Here is a 15,605-nt window from a genome sequence, read left to right as displayed (position 1 = left end):
CTCGGGCTGTGACGGGCCTGCCCCGTTCGGATCTACTGGGCGTCGCCGCCGTTCTCCCGACCGCTCCCCGGTGATGGCCGGATCGATGCGTGTGCCCCGATCCTACCGGCTCTCGCCCCGCAGCGCGACGCTGCCGGCGCTCACCTGCACGTCGATCGTGGCGCGCGCATCCGCGTCCTCGGCGACGTCGATCGTCGCGTCGCCCGCCGAGACATCCTGCGTCACGGCGTAGTCGCCGGCCGGGATCCCGAGCTCGATGCTGCCCGCGCTCACCTCGGCGTCGATCGACGTCGGCTGCTCGCCCGTGAGGGCGCCGATGATGCGGCCTGCGCTCACGTCGAGCACGACGGCGCCCGGAGTCGCGAGGTCGAGCCGAGCCTCGCCGGCGGAGACCTGCAGGCCGAGCGACTCGGCGTCGCCGGCGAGGTCGATGCTGCCGGCGCTCAGGCTCACGTCCGCCGTGCCCCAGGTCGCGTCGGCCTCGAAGCTGCCGGCGGCGACCTCGGCCGCGAGGTCGAGCCCCTCCCGCTCGAGCTCGGCGGGCAGGGTCAGCACGACGTGCTCCTCGCCGCCGCGGCCGCCGAACCAGCCGCCGAAGCCCCACCAGCCCCACCGGCGGTCGGTGTCGACGCGCAGGGTCGCGCCGTCGCGCTCGAGGCGCCACCGCTGCACGGGGCCGCCGTCGGTCGAGGCGTCGAGCCGGGCCTCGGCGACGTCGTCGAAGCGCACCTCGAAGCCAGCGGCCGCGCTGTCGATGCGCAGCGCCTGCACGCCGTCGGCCGACGCCGTCCACGACTGGCTCGTCGGGCTGTGCGCGGCGACCCCGCGGATGACGCCGCCGCCGACGGCGAAGACGAGGCCGATCGAGCCGAGCACGATCAGGATGATGCTGATCCACCGGCCGGGCCGGGTGGAGGTGGTGGGGATGGTCATCGGATGCCTCCGGGCTGGTCGTTCGGTCGGTGCGAGTCGTGGTCGGTCGGCGCGTCGAGGTGCGCGAGCACCGCGAGCACGCGGCGGTTGCCGTCCTCGGGCTCGAGCTCGAGCTTCTGGAACACCGCCGAGATGTGCTTCTCGACGCTGCCCGCCGAGACGTAGAGGCGGTCGGCGATCGCCTGGTTCGACGACCCCTCCGCCATGAGGGCGAGCACCTGCCGCTCGCGCGGCGTGAGCCGCTCCATCCGCGCGTCGCGCCGGCGACGGGCGAGCAGCTGGCTCACCACCTCCGGGTCGAGCACCGTGCCGCCCGCGGCGACCTGCTCGACCGCGCTCAGGAAGTCGCGGATGTCGGCCACGCGGTCCTTCAGCAGGTAGCCGAAGCCCGACGGGCCGCTCGCGATGAGGTCGGCGGCGTAGCGCTCCTCGACGTACTGCGAGAGCACGAGCACCCTCGGCCGGTCGCCGCGCGAGCGGATCCCGATCGCGGCGAGGATGCCCTCGTTCGTCCGCGTCGGCGGCATCCGCACGTCGAGGATGGCGAGGTCGGGGTCGGTGGCCGCGATCGCGGCCTCGAGCGCGCTCGCATCGGGCAGCTGCGCGATCACGTCGTGGCCGGCGTCGGTGAGGAGCCTGGCGATGCCCTCGCGGAGGAGCACGCTGTCCTCGCAGATCAGGATGCGCACGGGACCGTCACCTCGATCGCGGTCGGGCCGCCTGCGGGGCTCGTGAGGGTGAGGGTGCCGCCGACGCCCGCGACGCGGTGCGCGAGGCCGTCGATGCCGCCGCCGATCTGGCGCTCGGCGCCGCCGATGCCATCGTCCTCGATGCGCGCCCAGAGGGTCGCGACGCCGTCCTGCGTCTGCCGGGTGCGGATCGCGACCCGGATGCGGCTCGCCCTCGCGTGCTTCTGCGCGTTCGTGATCGCCTCCGCGATCGCGAAGTAGACGGCGGTCTCGGCGTCGCGGGAGCAGCGGCGGTCGAGCCGCGCATCCACTTCGACGGGGATGGGGCTGCGGGCGGCGAGCGCCGAGATGGCGGCGTCGAGGCCGCGGTCGTCGAGCACGGCCACGTGGATGCCGCGGGCGAGCTGCCGGAGCTCGGTGACCGCCGACTTCGACGAGGCGTGCGCCTCCTCGATGAGCGCCTTCGCGCCCTCGGGGTCCGCCTCGATGCGGTCGCGGGCCATGCCGAGCTGCATCGCGATCGAGACGAGGCGCGGCTGCACGCCGTCGTGGAGGTCGCGCTCGATGCGCGTGCGGTCGAGGTCGGCGGCGCGCACGGCGCCGTGGCGGCGGTCGCGCTCCTCGCGCGCCTCCTGCTCGAGCCGCTCGCGGTCGTCGGGCACGAGCAGGCCGAGGGTGACGTTGCGGTGCGCGATGGCGAGGCCGATCGTGCCGGCGACGCCGGCGGCGAGCGCGAGGATGCCCAGCAGCGGCGCCCACTCGACCGGGACGGCGAAGCTCGTGAGCGGCACGGTGACCGTCTCTGCGGCACCGAGGCCCGCGAGGGCGAGCGGCACGCCGATGCCGACGAGGCCGAGCAGCGGCAGGGTGATCGCGCCGAAGATGCTCGCGAGGAAGAAGCTGAGGAGCGCCCGCCAGTGCTGGCCGTCGGAGACGATGCGCAGCAGGCGGTGCGGCACCCGGAGCCAGTCGGTGCGCGGCGAGCCGCGCCAGACGGCGGCGGGCACCGGTGCGCCGTAGAGGCCGGCGATGCGCTCCCGCTCGAACCACGCGACGGCGAGCATCGCCAGCATCGCGAGCGCGAGCAGCAGGAAGCCGACGAGCACGACGAGCGTGGCGATGCCGGTGGCCGTCAGCACGGCGATCGTGGTGAGGACGGGGAGCCCCAGCGACCCGAGGAGCGCGAGGTGCGCGACGGTCGCGAGGATGGTGCCGGTTCGTTGCATGGCTCCACGCTAGGACTGGCGGGAGCGCCCGGTACGGCGGCTGTCCGGAAGCCTTGCGGGGGCTATCCCCCAGCAGCCGCCGGTCGGCGCATCCATGGCCCCCACCGGTACCCTCGCCCCATGATCGACACGCGCATCCGCACCGCCGCCGCAGCGCTCGTCCTCGCCGCCGGCCTCGTCGTGAGCGGCTGCGCGAGCGCGCCGACGCCGAGCCCCTGGGCGACGGCAGACGCGGCGACCCCGACCGCCGAGCCGCAGACGCAGGCGCAGCAGTGCGCGCAGCTCATGACGGATGTGCAGGGCATCGCCGCCGACGTGCCGCGCGTCGGCGAGCTGCTCGGCACAGACCCCTTCGGGGCGCTCGCGCTCGTCGGCGACATCTCGAACCGGGTCGGCGACCTGCACCTGCGGGTGACCGACCCGGAGCTCGTGCAGCGCATCGAGCAGATCCAGGCCGGCTGGGACGCGATCGTGCAGGACGCCCAGGAGTCGCTCGGCTCCGGCGACGTGACCGCGATCGAGCGCGTCAGCGCATCCCTCACCGAGCTCGGCCAGCAGGTGTCCGACCTGCAGCAGCTGTGCGCGGGCACCCCGTGATCGTGAACGGCACAAACGCCCGCGGCACAGGCGCCCGCGCTCGCCGTGCGGGCCTCGTCGTGCTCGCCGCGCTGGCGATGAGCGGCTGCGTGATCCTGCCGCCGCCGCTGCCGACGGCCGCGCCGGTCCCGGTGCCGACCGTCGCCGAGCCCGCCGTCCCGTCCCCGTCGGCGAGCGAGCCGGGGCCGGCCGAGCCCGAGCCGAGCGAGCCGGCGCCGAGCCCGGAGCCGGCTGAGACCGCGCAGGCGCCCGAGCTGCCCGAGCCGACGGCCGAGGAGTGCGCCGCGGCCGACCAGGCGCTCGCCGCGATCGTCACCCGCTCGTCGCAGGTGCTCGACGCGGTGCCCGCCGACGGCGAGCCCGACTGGGCGGCCGCCGACGCGGTGGTCGCCGAGCTGCCGGTCATGCGCGACGCGTTCATCGCCCAGACGACGAGCGTCGCGCTCGCCGAGAGCTTCCGCGAGCTCGACCAGCCCATCGTCGACATGACCGAGGCGGTCGGCACGCGCGACAGCCTGGTCGTGACGCTCTCGTCGGCATCCGTGGCGTTCGCGGCCCCCGCCGCGCTGCTGCCGTGCGCGGGCATCCTCTGATCGCGCCCCTACGCTGAGCGCATGGCCGCTCCCCTGCTCGCACTCCTCGACGGCACGATCGCCGACGTCACCTCCCCGCTCGTGCGGGCCGACGACCTCGGCGTGGTCCGCGGCGACGGCGTGTTCGACGCGACCCTCGTCCGACTGGGCGCCGACGGCGCGCCGCACGTGCGCGACCGCGAGGCGCACCTCGACCGGCTCGAGCGCTCCGCCGAGATCCTGCAGCTGCCCGCGCCCGACCGGGCGGGCTACCAGCGGGCGATCGACGCGCTCGTCGCGGCGTGGGACTTCGACACCCGCCCGGAGGCGCTCATCCGGCTCGTGCTGACGCGCGGTCCTGAGTCGGGCGGCGATCCGACCGCGTTCGCGCTCATGGCGCCGCTCGCGGGCTCAGCGGTCGAGGAGCGCGAGCGCGGCATCGCGATCACGCTGCTGGGGCGCGGCCACGACGGCGACGAGGTCGCGGCGATGCCGTGGCTGCTGCCGGGCGCGAAGAGCCTGTCGTACTCGATCAACATGGCGGCGAAGCGGCATGCCGTGCAGCACGGCTTCGACGACGTCGTCTTCGTCGCGCCCTCCGGCCGGCTGCTCGAAGGGCCGACGTCGACGCTCGTCATCGACCGCGGCGGGAGGCTCCTGACGCCGTCGCAGGACGGCATCCTCGCCTCGATCACGCTCGAGCACCTGATGCGCGACGCACCGGATGCCGGGCTCGAGGTGGCGTTCGCGGCGCTCGAGCCGGCCGACCTGCTGGGCGCCGATGGCGCGTGGCTGCTCTCGTCCGGGCGGCTGCTCGCCGCCGTCACGAGCGTCGACGGGGAGCCGCTGCCGCGCTCGCCGCTCGACGGCGAGCTGCGCCGCATCCTCGACGTCTGAGCCCGCCTCAGGGCACGGCCGCGACCTGCGCCCGCACGAGCGCGGTGACGGCCTCGGGCGGCGCGCCCTCGTGGACGACCGCGATGAGGATGGCGCCGTCCGCGGCAGCGTCGACCACGAGCGCGGCGCCGTCGCCCGACAGGACGGCGGCCGCCGCGAGCGTGGGGACACCGCTGCCGAGCGTGCCGTCGGGGGTCGCGACCCCCTCGCAGGCGGCGCCGAGCGCCTGGATCGCGGCGACGGCCGCTTGGGCGGCGGCCTCGCTCGGGTAGCGCACGACCACGAGGTCGATGGGCGCGCCGGGCGCGGGATCGGCGTGCAGCGTCGTGGATGCCGCCTCGAGCGCCTCGCCGTCGACCGCGTCGGCGGCGCTCGCGCAGCTGCCGGTCGCCGACCTCGCTGCCGCGACGTGCGGCAGCGCGACGCCGGGCGCGATGGCGCCGGGCGGCGCCACCTCGACCCAGGGGGCCGTGTGCGCACCGGTCGCGTCGGCCCACTCGAGCGGCGCGAGCGCCGCGGCGCGCGGCAGCAGCGCGACGAACGAGGTGGGTTCGGGCGTCGGCGAGGCCGACGGCGTCGGTGAGGGCGACGGCGGTCGCGACGACGTCGGGGTCGCAGGCCGCGGCGTCTCCCGCGACTCGGGCGGCGTCGCGCTCGGCCGGAGCGGCGTGTGGCGCACCGTCGGGGCCGGCGGCTCGGGCACGCCGGTCGGCGGGGAGAGCGAAGGAGGCTGCGCGACCGCGACGGGCGCCGGCGTGACGATCGGCGGCGGCGACACCACGGCGACCGGGGGCGGCTCAGCCGGCAGGGCGCAGCCCGCGAGCGCCGCGCCCGCCACGATGGCGGCGGCGGCCATCACCGAGCGAGGAGGGCGCCACACGAGCACCATGATGCGCCTCGATGGCGCTGTCCCCCATCAGCCGCGCGGATCGTTGCCCAACCGTGACGCCGCGGCGATCGGCTCGAGCGCGGCGCGCATCGCGTCGGCCGCTCGAGGACGGCCTGGTGTGCCGGCCCAGGCGACGAGCGCCGCGCACGCAGCGGCGACGATCGCGACCGGGGCGACCGCGGCATCCACCGACTCCGGCAGCGCGTCGCGCTCGAGCGCGAGCGCGAGCGCGGCGCGCTCGACGAGCGGCTGCAGGCGCGCGGGGGCGCCGTCGCGCAGCGCCTCCTCGGCGCGCATGGCGCGCGCATCCCGCAGCGCGGTCGGCGGGGTCGCGTTCCACGGCTCGACCGCGCGTGCGATCGCCGCGACGAGCCGGCCGACGGCATCCGGGCCACCGGCGTCGAGCGCCGCGCCGGCGCGCGCGATCGCGGCGTCGAGCTCGACCCAGAGCGCGTCAGCCTTCGAGTCGCAGTACGTGAAGACGGTGCCGCGGGAGACGCCCGCACGACGGGCGATGTCGTCAACGCTCACGGCGTCGTAGCCGTGCTCGAGGAACAGCTCGAGCGCTGCCTCGTGGATCGTCGCCGCGCTCGATGCGCGCGGCCGACCGGGGCCCTTCTTCGCGGTCATGGGAATCCTTTCGTGGCGCTATTGTTGCACTCGGTACGACAACCCCGCGCCGCGGACGGCGCGCCTGAGGAGCAACCGTGAGCACCACCACCGCGCCCGCGCGCACAGCCACGTCCCGGGTCGCGGCCGCCGCCACCGTCGGCACCGCGCTCGAGTCCTACGACTTCTACACCTACTCCTACTTCGCGGCGTTCTTCGCCGGGCCGTTCTTCTTCTCGGCGCTCGGCGCCACCGGCGCGCTGCTCGCCTCCTTCGCGACGATCGGCATCGCCTTCGTCGTCCGGCCGATCGGCGCGGTGCTCTTCGGCCACCTCGGCGACCGCATCGGCCGCCGCGCCACGCTCATCATCACGATCACCCTCATGGGCGTCGCGACGGGGCTCGTGGGCCTGCTGCCGACGGGCGAGGGCTGGGCGATGTTCGGCGGGGTCGCGCTCGTGCTGCTGCGCGTCGTGCAGGGGCTCTCGCTCGGCGGCGAGTGGGGCGGCGCCGTGCTGCTCGCGACCGAGCACGCCGATGCCCGTCGGCGCCCGTTCTTCGCGTCGCTGCCGCAGCTCGGCTCCCCCATCGGCTCGGTCGCTGCGGGCGGCCTGATGCTCGTGATGTTCTCCACCCTCGGCGGCGAGGCGATGGCCGCGTGGGGCTGGCGCATCCCGTTCCTGCTCGCGATCCCGCTCATCGCCGTCTCGCTCTACCTGCGCTGGTCGGTCGACGAGACGCCCGTCTTCAAGGCCATCGCCGCGCAGGGCACGCGCGAGCGCAACCCCGTGTGGGCCGCGGTCCGCACGCAGCCGGCCGCCTTCGGCGTCGCGATCCTCGTCGCGCTGCTCGGCATCGGCTCCTATTCGCTCATGAACACCTACACGATGGGCTACGGCGTCGCGGAGCTCGGCTACGACGAGATGCAGCTGCTCGCCGCGGCGACGATCGGCGGCCTGCTGCAGTTCGTGACCGTGCCGTTCTTCGGCTGGCTCGCGACGCGCATCGGCTCTGCTCGTGTCGTCGCGCTCGGCGCGGTCGGCACGCTGCTCATCGCCTTCCCGATCTACTGGCTGCTCGGCTCCGCGACCTTCGCGGTGCTCGTCGCGCTCATGGTGGTCGGCGGCATCCTGCCGACCGCGTCGTGGGCCGCGCTCGGCGGCACGATGCAGGAGCTCTTCCACGGCCGCCACGCCTACTCCGCGCTGTCGCTCGCGTACGCGATCGCCGCGGTGCTCTCGGGCTTCATCCCCTACCTCACGGCCGAGCTCGGCACCCTGACCGGCGGTGCATGGTGGCACCCGGGGCTCGTGCTCGCGGCGCTCTCGGCGCTCACGCTGATCGGCGCGATCGCGGCCGGCCGGATGCGTCGCCTCGGCGACGAGGACGCCGACGCCGCGCAGGCGATCGTCGCGGAGGAGCAGCCCGTCCCGGCCTGAGTTCGAGCCTGACCCTGAGCGGTCCAGGCGTCAGAGCTTCGGCGGCAGCGCCTGCAGCATCGCGGGCGTCGCGCGGTCGACGCTCGCGCCCCACTCGTCGGCGTGCCGCTCGACGTACTGCTTGACGAGCGGGCAGACGGCGACGATGCGGAGGCCCTCGTCGCGCGTCGCCGTCAGGGCGCGCTCGATCACGAGGTTCGCGAGGCCGTGACCCGAGAACTCGGCGCTCACGACGGTGTGGAAGAAGATGCGATGCCCGTCGTGGTCGTGGAACTGCGCGAAGCCCGCGGCGATGCCGTCGGCCTCGACGACGAACCGGTCCGGGCCGCTCTGCCTGCTGACGGAGGTCTCCATGCCGCCAGCCTGGCACCGCGGGCGCGCGACGGCGAGCCCCATCCGCGTCGTGCTCAGCCGAGCGTCCGGGCGACCTCGATCGCCCGCCCCGCGTAGCCGCCGCCGAACAGCAGCGTGTGCACGAGCAGCGGCTGCAGCTGCTGCATCGGGATGCGGCCCTGCCAGCCGTCGGCGAGCGGTGCCGCCTCGTCGTAGGCGGCGAGCACCGCGTCGAGGCGCGGCAGCCCGAAGAGCGCGAGCATCGCGAGATCCGTCTCGGCGTGCCCGCCCTGCGCGTGGGGGTCGATGAGCACCGCGCCGGTGTCGACGTCGCTCCACAGCACGTTGCCGCTCCAGAGGTCGCCGTGGATGCGCGCGACCGACGGCACGCCCGCCGGCTGCGGCGCGTCCAACGCGCCCTCGGCCATCCGATCGACGGCACGCGCGACGACGCGCGCCCCATCGGCGTCGAGCCTGCCGAGCGCGACGCAGCGCTCCAGGATCGGCCGCACCGAGGTGGCCGCCCACGCCTCGCCCCAGCCCTCGCCGGCCGGCTCGGCGGCGAGCAGCGTGCGCGACGAGCCCACCTCGAACGGTGCCGTCGCCCCGGGCGGCGGGCAGCAGTGCCAGCCGGCGCCGCTCGCGTGCAGCGCGGCGAGGCTGCGCCCGAGCGCCTCGGCGCGAGCGGGCGTCGCCGCAGCCTCCGCCACCCGGGCGACGTGCAGCGCCGAGCCGTCGAACCGGGCGCGCGCGATCCGCGTGCCGCCGACGTCCTCGGCCTCCGCGAGCCACGCGAGCCCGGCGGCCTCCATCGCGAGCGCGTGCGGCGCGCCCGCACGCGCCCGCTTCACCACGTCCATGGCGCAACCCTGGCACGGCGTGGCCGATAGCGTGGTCGGCATGGCACGCTCCCCCAAGCCCGCGCCGCTGTGGATCTGGATCGTCGCGGCGGCATGCTTCGCGATCGCCGCGCTGCTGCAGCGCGACATCCTCAGCCAGGTGCTCTTCGGCGTCGCCGCCGCAGCCCTCGCGGTCACCGCCCTCCTGCAGTGGCGCAGGTCCAGCGCGCGCTGACCGCCGTAGACTCTCCCCAGCACAACCAGGCATCAAGCCGCGGCCTCGTCCCGAGGCGGCAGCACAGACGCGATGCCGCGCACATCGAAAGCGAGACGCCATGAGCGCCATGCCCACGTCCGGGACGCCCGCCACGCCGGGGATGCCCGAGAAGCCCGCCCTCGAAGGACTCGAGGCCAAGTGGGGCGAGCACTGGGAGGCAGCGGGCACCTACCGCTTCGATGCCGCCGAGCTCGACCGCGACGCGATCTACTCGATCGACACGCCGCCGCCCACCGCATCCGGCTCGCTCCACGTCGGCCACGTGTTCTCCTACACGCACACCGACCTCATCGCGCGGTTCCAGCGCATGCGCGGCAAGCACGTCTTCTACCCGATGGGCTGGGACGACAACGGCCTCCCGACCGAGCGCCGCGTGCAGAACTACTACGGCGTGCGCGTCGACCCGACCCTCGCCTACGACCCCGACTTCACGCCCCCGCAGCAGGGCGGCGAGGGCAAGAGCTCGAAGGCCGCCGACCAGCTGCCCGTCTCGCGCAAGAACTTCATCGAGCTGTGCGAGCGCCTCACCGAGGAGGACGAGGAGCGCTTCGAGCACCTGTGGCGCACGCTCGGCCTCTCGATCGACTGGTCGCAGACCTACCGCACCATCTCCGACGACGCCCGCCGCACCTCGCAGCTCGCGTTCCTGCGCAACTTCGAGCGCGGCGAGGCGTACCAGGCGGATGCGCCGACGCTCTGGGACGTGACGTTCCGCACCGCTGTGGCCCAGGCCGAGCTCGAGGACCGCGAGCAGCCCGGGGCGTACCACACCATCGTCTTCACCAGTCAGGACGGCGACCTGCGCATCGACACGACGCGCCCCGAGCTGCTGCCGTCGTGCGTCGCCGTGGTCGCGCATCCGGACGACACGCGCTACCAGCACCTCTTCGGCACGACCGTGACGACGCCGGTCTTCGGCGTCGAGGTGCCGTTCGTGGCGCACGAGCTCGCGCAGATCGACAAGGGCACGGGCGTGGCGATGATCTGCACGTTCGGTGACGTGACGGACGTCACGTGGTGGCGCGAGCTGCAGCTGCCGAACCGCTCGGTGATCGGCTTCGACGGCCGCTTCGCCGCCGAGGCGCCCGAGGCGCTCTCGAGCGACGCCGCGAGGGCCGCCTACGCGGAGCTCGCCGGCAAGACGGTGTTCAGCGCGAAGAAGGCGATGGTCGAGCTGCTGCAGGCCGCCGGCCGCATGATCGGCGAGCCGAAGCCCATCCAGCACCCGGTGAAGTTCTACGAGAAGGGCGACAAGCCGCTCGAGATCGTCTCCACCCGCCAGTGGTACATCAAGAACGGCGGCCGCGACGAGGCGCTCCGCGAGCGGCTCGTCGAGCTCGGCCGCGAGATCGCCTGGCACCCGGAGCACATGCGCACCCGCTACGAGAACTGGGTTCACGGGCTCAACGGCGACTGGCTCATCTCGCGCCAGCGCTTCTTCGGCGTGCCGATCCCGGTCTGGTACGCGCTCGACGAGGAGGGCGAGCGCGACTTCGACCGCGTGCTGCTGCCGACGCCCGACCAGCTGCCGCTCGACCCGACGAGCGACCTGCCCGAGGGCTACGACGAGTCGCAGCGCGGCGTGCCCGGCGGCTTCGCCGGCGAGATCGACATCATGGACACCTGGGCGACCTCGTCGCTCACGCCGCAGCTCGCCGGCGGCTGGGCGCGCGGCTCCGAGCTGTGGGACAAGCTGACGCCCTTCGACCTGCGCCCGCAGGGCCAGGACATCATCCGCACGTGGCTCTTCTCGACGCTGCTGCGCTCGATGTTCGAGGACGGCCGCGCGCCGTGGCAGCACGCCGCGCTCTCCGGCTGGATCCTCGACCCGGACCGCAAGAAGATGTCGAAGTCGAAGGGCAACGTCGTCACGCCGCTCGGCATGCTCGAGGACCACGGCTCCGACGGCGTGCGCTACTGGGCGGCGTCGTCGCGCCTCGGCGTCGACGCGACGCTCGACCCGCAGAACCCGAAGATGATCAAGATCGGGCGCCGCCTAGCGATGAAGGTGCTCAACGCGGCGCGCTTCGTGCTGTCGATGGAGGGCGCGCCCGGCGAGGTCATCGAGCGGCTCGACCGCGAGATGCTCGCCGAGCTCGCCGCCGTCGTGCGCGCCTCGACCCGCGCGTTCGAGGGCTACGACCACGCGAAGGCGCTCGAGACCACCGAGGCCTTCTTCTGGACCTTCTGCGACGACTACCTCGAGCTCGTGAAGGAGCGCGCCTACTCGGGCGACGCGGCCGGCCGCGCCTCGGCGATCGCGGCGCTCCGCACGGCGATCGACGTGCAGCTGCGCCTGCTCGCGCCGTTCCTGCCGTTCGCGACCGAGGAGGTCTGGTCGTGGTCGCACGACGGCTCGATCCACCTCGCCGCCTGGCCCGAGGCCGACGAGCTCGCCGCGCTGCCCGGCATGACGGATGCCAGCCCGACCGGCATGCTGTCGGCCGTCGGCCAGGCGCTCATCGGCATCCGTCGCGCCAAGACGGATGCGAAGGCGAGCCAGAAGACGCCCGTCGCCTCCGCCGTGATCGCCGTGCCCGAGGCGCTCCGCGAGCACCTCGAGGCCGCCGCCGTCGACCTCAAGGCCGTCGGGCGCATCCGCGACCTGTCGATCGTCGAGGGCGACCAGCTCGCCGTCGGCGAGATCGTGCTCGAGGAGTCCTGATGCAGATCGGCACCCGGTGGGCGGTCGGCGGCGAGGCTCCGCAGACCGTGCCGGTCGCGATGCGCGCGGCCATCGACGACGAGGAGCGCACCCTCGTCGAGCTGGGTGCCGACACCTCGACGTGGCGCTGGACGCTCACGTGGCTCGAGGGGCTGCCCGTCGTCGAGCTCGACGACGGCACCACGATCCGCCTCGACGGCGACGACGTGCTGGTCACCCGAGCCGACTGACCCGATTCTCAACGTCGCGGGTGGTCGCGCGTCGCGCTCTGCGCCTCGAGCGACCACTGGCGACGTCGAGAGATCAGTCGCGGGGCGGTGGACCGCCGACGCGGATCAGGTTGTTGTCGGGGTCCATGAACGAGAACTCCCGCAGCCCCCACGGCTCGTCCTGCATCGGCGTCGCTCGAGCGAGCGACTCGCCCCGCGCCCATCGCGCGCGCAGCTCGGCATGGCTGAGCGCGAGCGCATCGTCGAGCTCGAGCGCGACGCGGACCGCCTCGACGTCGTCGACGAAGACATAGGCCATGCCCGCCTGCGAGAAGGGGTCGAAGCCGCCGGTCTCGGAGACGTGCAGCTGCACCCCCTCCGATCGCACGAACGCGTAGCGCCCCTCGGCGGAGATCTCCACGTCGAAGCCGATGCCGCGGTAGAACGTGACCGAGCGGTCGAGGTCGGCGACCGGCAGGATCGGGACCGCAGCTCCACGCCAGACCGCGACCATGGGCTGCACGCTACCCGGCGGTTCCGTCGCTCGCCAGGATCCAGCCGTGGATCATGGCCATCCAGCCGTCGTCGTCGGCCGTCCAGTCTGCCCAGGCGGCCGCGATCGCCTCGCGCTCCCGCGCGTCGGCGAGGCCGTGGCGCTCCGTGCCGTCGGCGAACGCCGAGTGCAGCGCGCGCTCCTGCCACTGCCCGCCCCAGAACGCCCGGCCGCGCTCCGACTCGAAGCACCACGTCTCGACGTCGGTCTCGATGCGGCCGAATCCCGCGGCGCGCGCCCAGGCCTTGAGCCGCGCGCCCGCGTCGCCATCGCCGCCGTTCGCGCCCTGCAGCGCCACCATCAGCTCGCGCCAGCGCGCGAGCTCGGGCGAGAGCGGATGGATCGTCGTCGCGGAGTAGATGACGTCGCGGGCCGCGACGAGGTCGCCGGCGGCCCGCCAGGCGGTCAGCGCCGCGACCGGGTCGCCGAGGTGCTGCAGCACCTGGTGCGCGTGGACGACGTCGAAGCGCTCGCCCGGCGCGGGATCGTAGGCGTCGCCGACGCGGAACTCGACGTTGGGCACGCCCGCCTGCTCGGCCGCCGCGCGCGCCGTCTCGACGACCTCCGCGCTCATGTCGATGCCGACGACGCGGCCGGTGGTTCCCACCCGGCGGGCGAGGTCGATCGTGATCGAGCCGGGGCCGCAGCCGACGTCGAGCACGCGCATCCCCGGCGCGAGCAGCGGCGAGAGGTAGGCGGCGGAGTTCGCGACGGTGCGTGCGGCATGCGCGGCGACGACGCTCGCGTGGTGGCCGTGGGAGTAGGTGGCGTGCCCCATCCCCGGAGTCTACGACCGCTGCAGGGTGGGCGTCCTAGGGTGGTGGGATGACCAATCCCTTCCTCTCGCCCAGCACGCTCCCCTACCAGCTGCCGCCGTTCGCCGACATCCGCGACGAGCACTACGAGGAGGCGCTCGAGGCCGGGTTCGCCGAGCAGTCCGAGGAGGTGCGCGCGATCGTCGAGGCTGACGACGAGCCCACCTTCGAGAACACGATCGAGGCGCTCGAGCGCAGCGGCCAGGTGCTCTCGCGCGTCGCCCACGTCTTCTTCAGCATGACCTCGACCGACTCGTCGCCGTTCCTGCAGGAGCTCGAGGAGCGCTACGCCCCCCGCTTCGCCGCGCACGCCGACTCCATCACGCTCGACCCGCGCCTCTACGCCCGCGTCGCCGCGCTGCACGAGTCGCCCGACCCCTCCTGGACCGAGGAGCAGCGCTACCTCGTCGAGCGCAAGCACACGGAGATGACGGTCGCCGGCGCAGGCCTCGAGCCCGAGGCGCGCGAGCGGCTCAAGGAGCTCAACCAGCAGCTCGCGACCCTCTCGGCGCGCTTCGACAAGCACCTGCAGGCCGACACGAACGACCTCGCCGTGGTCATCGACGACGCCGCCGCGCTCGACGGGCTGTCCGCCGGCGAGATCGAGGCGGCCGCGCAGGCCGCAGCCGACCGAGGCCTCGAGGGCAAGCACCTCGTCACGCTCCCGCTCTTCTCGGGCCACCCGTGGCTCGCGTCGCTCACGAACCGGGGCGTGCGCCAGCGCATCATGGAGGCGTCGCTCGCCCGCGGCACGCGCGGCAACGAGCACGACAACCGCGCGACCGTGCTCGAGCTCACCGCGCTCCGCGCCGAGCGCGCCGCGCTGCTCGGCTTCGCGACCCACGCGCACGCGATCATGGCGGATGAGACGGCGCGCGACCCCGAGCGCGTGCTGTCGATGCTCACCCGGCTCGCGACGCCCGCCGCGGCGAACGCCGCCGCAGAGGCCGCGGCGCTGCAGGCGCAGATCGACGCATCCGGCGAGTCCTACGAGCTCGCCGCCTGGGACTGGGACTACTGGACCGAGAAGGAGCGCACCGCGCGCTTCGACGTCGACACCGCGGCCCTCCGCCCCTACTTCGAGGCCGAGCGCGTGCTGTGGGACGGCGTCTTCCACGCCGCGAACCAGGTGTACGGCATCACGTTCGAGGAGCGCGCGGACCTGGTCGGCTACCACCCGGAAGTGCGCGTGTTCGAGGTGCGGAACGAGGACGGCAGCGAGGTCGGCCTCTACCTGCTCGACCTCTACACGCGCGACTCGAAGCGCGGCGGCGCCTGGATGAACTCGCTCGTGCAGCAGAACGCGCTGCTCGGCCAGCCCACCGTCGTGATGAACAACCTCAACGTGCCGAAGCCCCCGGCCGGCACGCCGACGCTGCTCACCTTCGACGAGACCACGACGCTCTTCCACGAGTTCGGGCACGCGCTCCACGGGCTCTTCGCCCAGGTGACGTACCCGTCGTTCGGCGGCACGAACACGTTCCGCGACTTCGTCGAGTTCCCGAGCCAGGTGAACGAGATGTGGATGCTGTGGCCCGGCATCGTCGAGCACTACGCGAAGCACATCGAGACGGGCGAGCCGCTCCCCGCCGACGTCATCGAGCGCCTGCAGGCCTCCGAGTCGTTCAACCAGGGGCACGACACGAGCGAGTACCTCGCAGCCTCGCTGCTCGACCAGGCATGGCACGCGCGCACGGCCGGCGACGAGGTGACGGATGTCGCGGCGTTCGAGCGCGACGCCCTCGAGCGGGTGGGCCTCCTGAGCGACACCGTGCCGACGCGCTACTCGACCGGCTACTTCCAGCACGTCTTCTCGGGCGGCTACTCCGCCGGCTACTACTCGTACATCTGGTCGGAGGTCATGGACGCCGACACGGTCGAGTGGTTCAAGGCGCAGCCGTCGATCCGGGAGGCCGGGCAGCGCTTCCGCGAGCGGCTGCTCGGCGTCGGCGGCTCGAAGGACCCGCTCGAGGCGTTCCGCGACTTCCACGGCCAGGACGCCGACCTCACGCACCTGCTGAAGCGCCGGGGGCTCGACGCCGCGGCCTGACTCGCGCGTCCCA

Annotated in this window: 17 protein-coding genes; 8 read left to right on the top strand and 9 right to left on the bottom strand. The window is 74.0% G+C overall.

Annotation, left to right across the window (positions count from 1 at the left end):
* Window positions 1–102: 102 nt before the first annotated feature.
* The 3 genes from ACVWW9_RS11090 to ACVWW9_RS11080 are packed head-to-tail and all read right to left on the bottom strand — an operon-like array spanning window position 103 to window position 2,848.
* The gene (locus ACVWW9_RS11090; protein WP_456515560.1) at window positions 103–933 is read right to left on the bottom strand and encodes a DUF4097 family beta strand repeat-containing protein; all 831 of its coding nucleotides are present in this window, start codon (window positions 931–933) and stop codon (window positions 103–105) included.
* Window positions 930–1,622 carry a LuxR C-terminal-related transcriptional regulator gene (locus tag ACVWW9_RS11085; protein ID WP_456515559.1) on the bottom strand — a complete coding sequence of 231 codons (693 nt, stop codon included), beginning with the start codon at window positions 1,620–1,622 and terminating at the stop codon, window positions 930–932. The genes ACVWW9_RS11090 and ACVWW9_RS11085 overlap by 4 nt, the downstream gene beginning before the upstream one ends.
* Window positions 1,610–2,848, bottom strand: a complete 1,239-nt coding sequence (locus ACVWW9_RS11080) for a histidine kinase (RefSeq protein ID WP_456515558.1) — start codon at window positions 2,846–2,848, stop codon at window positions 1,610–1,612. Before ACVWW9_RS11080 ends, ACVWW9_RS11085 begins: the two co-directional genes overlap by 13 nt.
* 120 nt (window positions 2,849–2,968) lie before the next feature.
* On the opposite strand from ACVWW9_RS11080, the gene ACVWW9_RS11075 reads away from it, so the two are divergent.
* Genes ACVWW9_RS11075 through ACVWW9_RS11065 form a run of 3 tightly spaced genes read left to right on the top strand, consistent with a single transcriptional unit; the run spans window position 2,969 to window position 4,914 of the window.
* Window positions 2,969–3,445, top strand: coding sequence for a hypothetical protein (locus tag ACVWW9_RS11075; RefSeq protein ID WP_456515557.1), 477 nt, complete (start codon window positions 2,969–2,971; stop codon window positions 3,443–3,445).
* Window positions 3,446–3,447: 2 nt separating this feature from the next.
* A complete protein-coding gene (locus ACVWW9_RS11070; RefSeq protein ID WP_456515556.1) occupies window positions 3,448–4,038 on the top strand; it encodes a hypothetical protein in 591 nt (196 codons plus the stop codon).
* A 21-nt stretch (window positions 4,039–4,059) separates the two neighbouring features.
* The gene (locus tag ACVWW9_RS11065) at window positions 4,060–4,914 is read left to right on the top strand and encodes an aminotransferase class IV (protein ID WP_456515555.1); all 855 of its coding nucleotides are present in this window, start codon (window positions 4,060–4,062) and stop codon (window positions 4,912–4,914) included.
* Window positions 4,915–4,921: 7 nt separating this feature from the next.
* Here ACVWW9_RS11065 and ACVWW9_RS11060 read toward each other — a convergent pair whose 3' ends face one another.
* Both ACVWW9_RS11060 and ACVWW9_RS11055 read right to left on the bottom strand, forming a co-directional pair.
* A complete protein-coding gene (locus ACVWW9_RS11060) occupies window positions 4,922–5,803 on the bottom strand; it encodes a hypothetical protein (protein ID WP_456515554.1) in 882 nt (293 codons plus the stop codon).
* Window positions 5,804–5,830: 27 nt separating this feature from the next.
* Window positions 5,831–6,433, bottom strand: a complete 603-nt coding sequence (locus ACVWW9_RS11055; RefSeq protein ID WP_456515553.1) for a helix-turn-helix domain-containing protein — start codon at window positions 6,431–6,433, stop codon at window positions 5,831–5,833.
* Window positions 6,434–6,510: 77 nt separating this feature from the next.
* Between ACVWW9_RS11055 and ACVWW9_RS11050 the strand changes: the two genes are divergently transcribed.
* Window positions 6,511–7,851: an MFS transporter gene (locus tag ACVWW9_RS11050; protein ID WP_456515552.1), complete on the top strand. Its 1,341-nt coding sequence runs from the start codon at window positions 6,511–6,513 to the stop codon at window positions 7,849–7,851.
* 30 nt (window positions 7,852–7,881) lie between these two features.
* Here the strand turns inward: ACVWW9_RS11050 and ACVWW9_RS11045 are convergent, their stop codons facing one another.
* A complete protein-coding gene (locus ACVWW9_RS11045) occupies window positions 7,882–8,205 on the bottom strand; it encodes a GNAT family N-acetyltransferase (RefSeq protein ID WP_456515551.1) in 324 nt (107 codons plus the stop codon).
* A 53-nt stretch (window positions 8,206–8,258) separates the two neighbouring features.
* Complete coding sequence (locus tag ACVWW9_RS11040) at window positions 8,259–9,044, bottom strand: fructosamine kinase family protein (RefSeq protein ID WP_456515550.1); 786 nt, start codon at window positions 9,042–9,044, stop codon at window positions 8,259–8,261.
* A 40-nt stretch (window positions 9,045–9,084) separates the two neighbouring features.
* Between ACVWW9_RS11040 and ACVWW9_RS11035 the strand changes: the two genes are divergently transcribed.
* The 3 genes from ACVWW9_RS11035 (at window position 9,085) to ACVWW9_RS11025 (ending at window position 12,195) form a co-directional block, all read left to right on the top strand.
* The gene (locus tag ACVWW9_RS11035; RefSeq protein WP_354261228.1) at window positions 9,085–9,258 is read left to right on the top strand and encodes a hypothetical protein; all 174 of its coding nucleotides are present in this window, start codon (window positions 9,085–9,087) and stop codon (window positions 9,256–9,258) included.
* A 100-nt stretch (window positions 9,259–9,358) separates the two neighbouring features.
* Entirely contained in the window at window positions 9,359–11,965 is a 2,607-nt protein-coding gene (gene valS, locus ACVWW9_RS11030) for a valine--tRNA ligase (protein ID WP_456515549.1), read from the top strand.
* The gene (locus tag ACVWW9_RS11025; protein ID WP_456515548.1) at window positions 11,965–12,195 is read left to right on the top strand and encodes a hypothetical protein; all 231 of its coding nucleotides are present in this window, start codon (window positions 11,965–11,967) and stop codon (window positions 12,193–12,195) included. The genes valS and ACVWW9_RS11025 overlap by 1 nt, the downstream gene beginning before the upstream one ends.
* A gap of 73 nt (window positions 12,196–12,268) precedes the next feature.
* Here ACVWW9_RS11025 and ACVWW9_RS11020 read toward each other — a convergent pair whose 3' ends face one another.
* Window positions 12,269–12,688 carry a bleomycin resistance protein gene (locus ACVWW9_RS11020; RefSeq protein WP_456515547.1) on the bottom strand — a complete coding sequence of 140 codons (420 nt, stop codon included), beginning with the start codon at window positions 12,686–12,688 and terminating at the stop codon, window positions 12,269–12,271.
* Window positions 12,689–12,698: 10 nt separating this feature from the next.
* The gene (locus ACVWW9_RS11015; RefSeq protein ID WP_456515546.1) at window positions 12,699–13,505 is read right to left on the bottom strand and encodes a class I SAM-dependent methyltransferase; all 807 of its coding nucleotides are present in this window, start codon (window positions 13,503–13,505) and stop codon (window positions 12,699–12,701) included.
* A 47-nt stretch (window positions 13,506–13,552) separates the two neighbouring features.
* On the opposite strand from ACVWW9_RS11015, the gene ACVWW9_RS11010 reads away from it, so the two are divergent.
* Window positions 13,553–15,592 (top strand): M3 family metallopeptidase, encoded by a 2,040-nt coding sequence (locus tag ACVWW9_RS11010; protein WP_456515545.1) that lies wholly within the window; start codon window positions 13,553–13,555, stop codon window positions 15,590–15,592.
* Window positions 15,593–15,605 lie beyond the last annotated feature (13 nt).

It is taken from the genome of Agrococcus sp. UYP33, assembly GCF_054060915.1.
This window is presented reverse-complemented; position numbering and strand designations above follow the sequence as displayed.

What these genes read in the sequence shown, in the direction of transcription:
- ACVWW9_RS11055 (WP_456515553.1), bottom strand. Translation starts at nt 6,433, where the DNA reads ATGACCGCGAAGAAGGGCCCCGGTCGGCCGCGCGCATCGAGCGCGGCG.
- ACVWW9_RS11065 (WP_456515555.1), top strand. Translation starts at nt 4,060, where the DNA reads ATGGCCGCTCCCCTGCTCGCACTCCTCGACGGCACGATCGCCGACGTC.
- valS (WP_456515549.1), top strand. Translation starts at nt 9,359, where the DNA reads ATGAGCGCCATGCCCACGTCCGGGACGCCCGCCACGCCGGGGATGCCC.
- ACVWW9_RS11015 (WP_456515546.1), bottom strand. Translation starts at nt 13,505, where the DNA reads ATGGGGCACGCCACCTACTCCCACGGCCACCACGCGAGCGTCGTCGCC.
- ACVWW9_RS11075 (WP_456515557.1), top strand. Translation starts at nt 2,969, where the DNA reads ATGATCGACACGCGCATCCGCACCGCCGCCGCAGCGCTCGTCCTCGCC.
- ACVWW9_RS11040 (WP_456515550.1), bottom strand. Translation starts at nt 9,044, where the DNA reads ATGGACGTGGTGAAGCGGGCGCGTGCGGGCGCGCCGCACGCGCTCGCG.
- ACVWW9_RS11045 (WP_456515551.1), bottom strand. Translation starts at nt 8,205, where the DNA reads ATGGAGACCTCCGTCAGCAGGCAGAGCGGCCCGGACCGGTTCGTCGTC.
- ACVWW9_RS11080 (WP_456515558.1), bottom strand. Translation starts at nt 2,848, where the DNA reads ATGCAACGAACCGGCACCATCCTCGCGACCGTCGCGCACCTCGCGCTC.
- ACVWW9_RS11090 (WP_456515560.1), bottom strand. Translation starts at nt 933, where the DNA reads ATGACCATCCCCACCACCTCCACCCGGCCCGGCCGGTGGATCAGCATC.
- ACVWW9_RS11035 (WP_354261228.1), top strand. Translation starts at nt 9,085, where the DNA reads ATGGCACGCTCCCCCAAGCCCGCGCCGCTGTGGATCTGGATCGTCGCG.
- ACVWW9_RS11010 (WP_456515545.1), top strand. Translation starts at nt 13,553, where the DNA reads ATGACCAATCCCTTCCTCTCGCCCAGCACGCTCCCCTACCAGCTGCCG.
- ACVWW9_RS11020 (WP_456515547.1), bottom strand. Translation starts at nt 12,688, where the DNA reads ATGGTCGCGGTCTGGCGTGGAGCTGCGGTCCCGATCCTGCCGGTCGCC.
- ACVWW9_RS11025 (WP_456515548.1), top strand. Translation starts at nt 11,965, where the DNA reads ATGCAGATCGGCACCCGGTGGGCGGTCGGCGGCGAGGCTCCGCAGACC.
- ACVWW9_RS11060 (WP_456515554.1), bottom strand. Translation starts at nt 5,803, where the DNA reads ATGGTGCTCGTGTGGCGCCCTCCTCGCTCGGTGATGGCCGCCGCCGCC.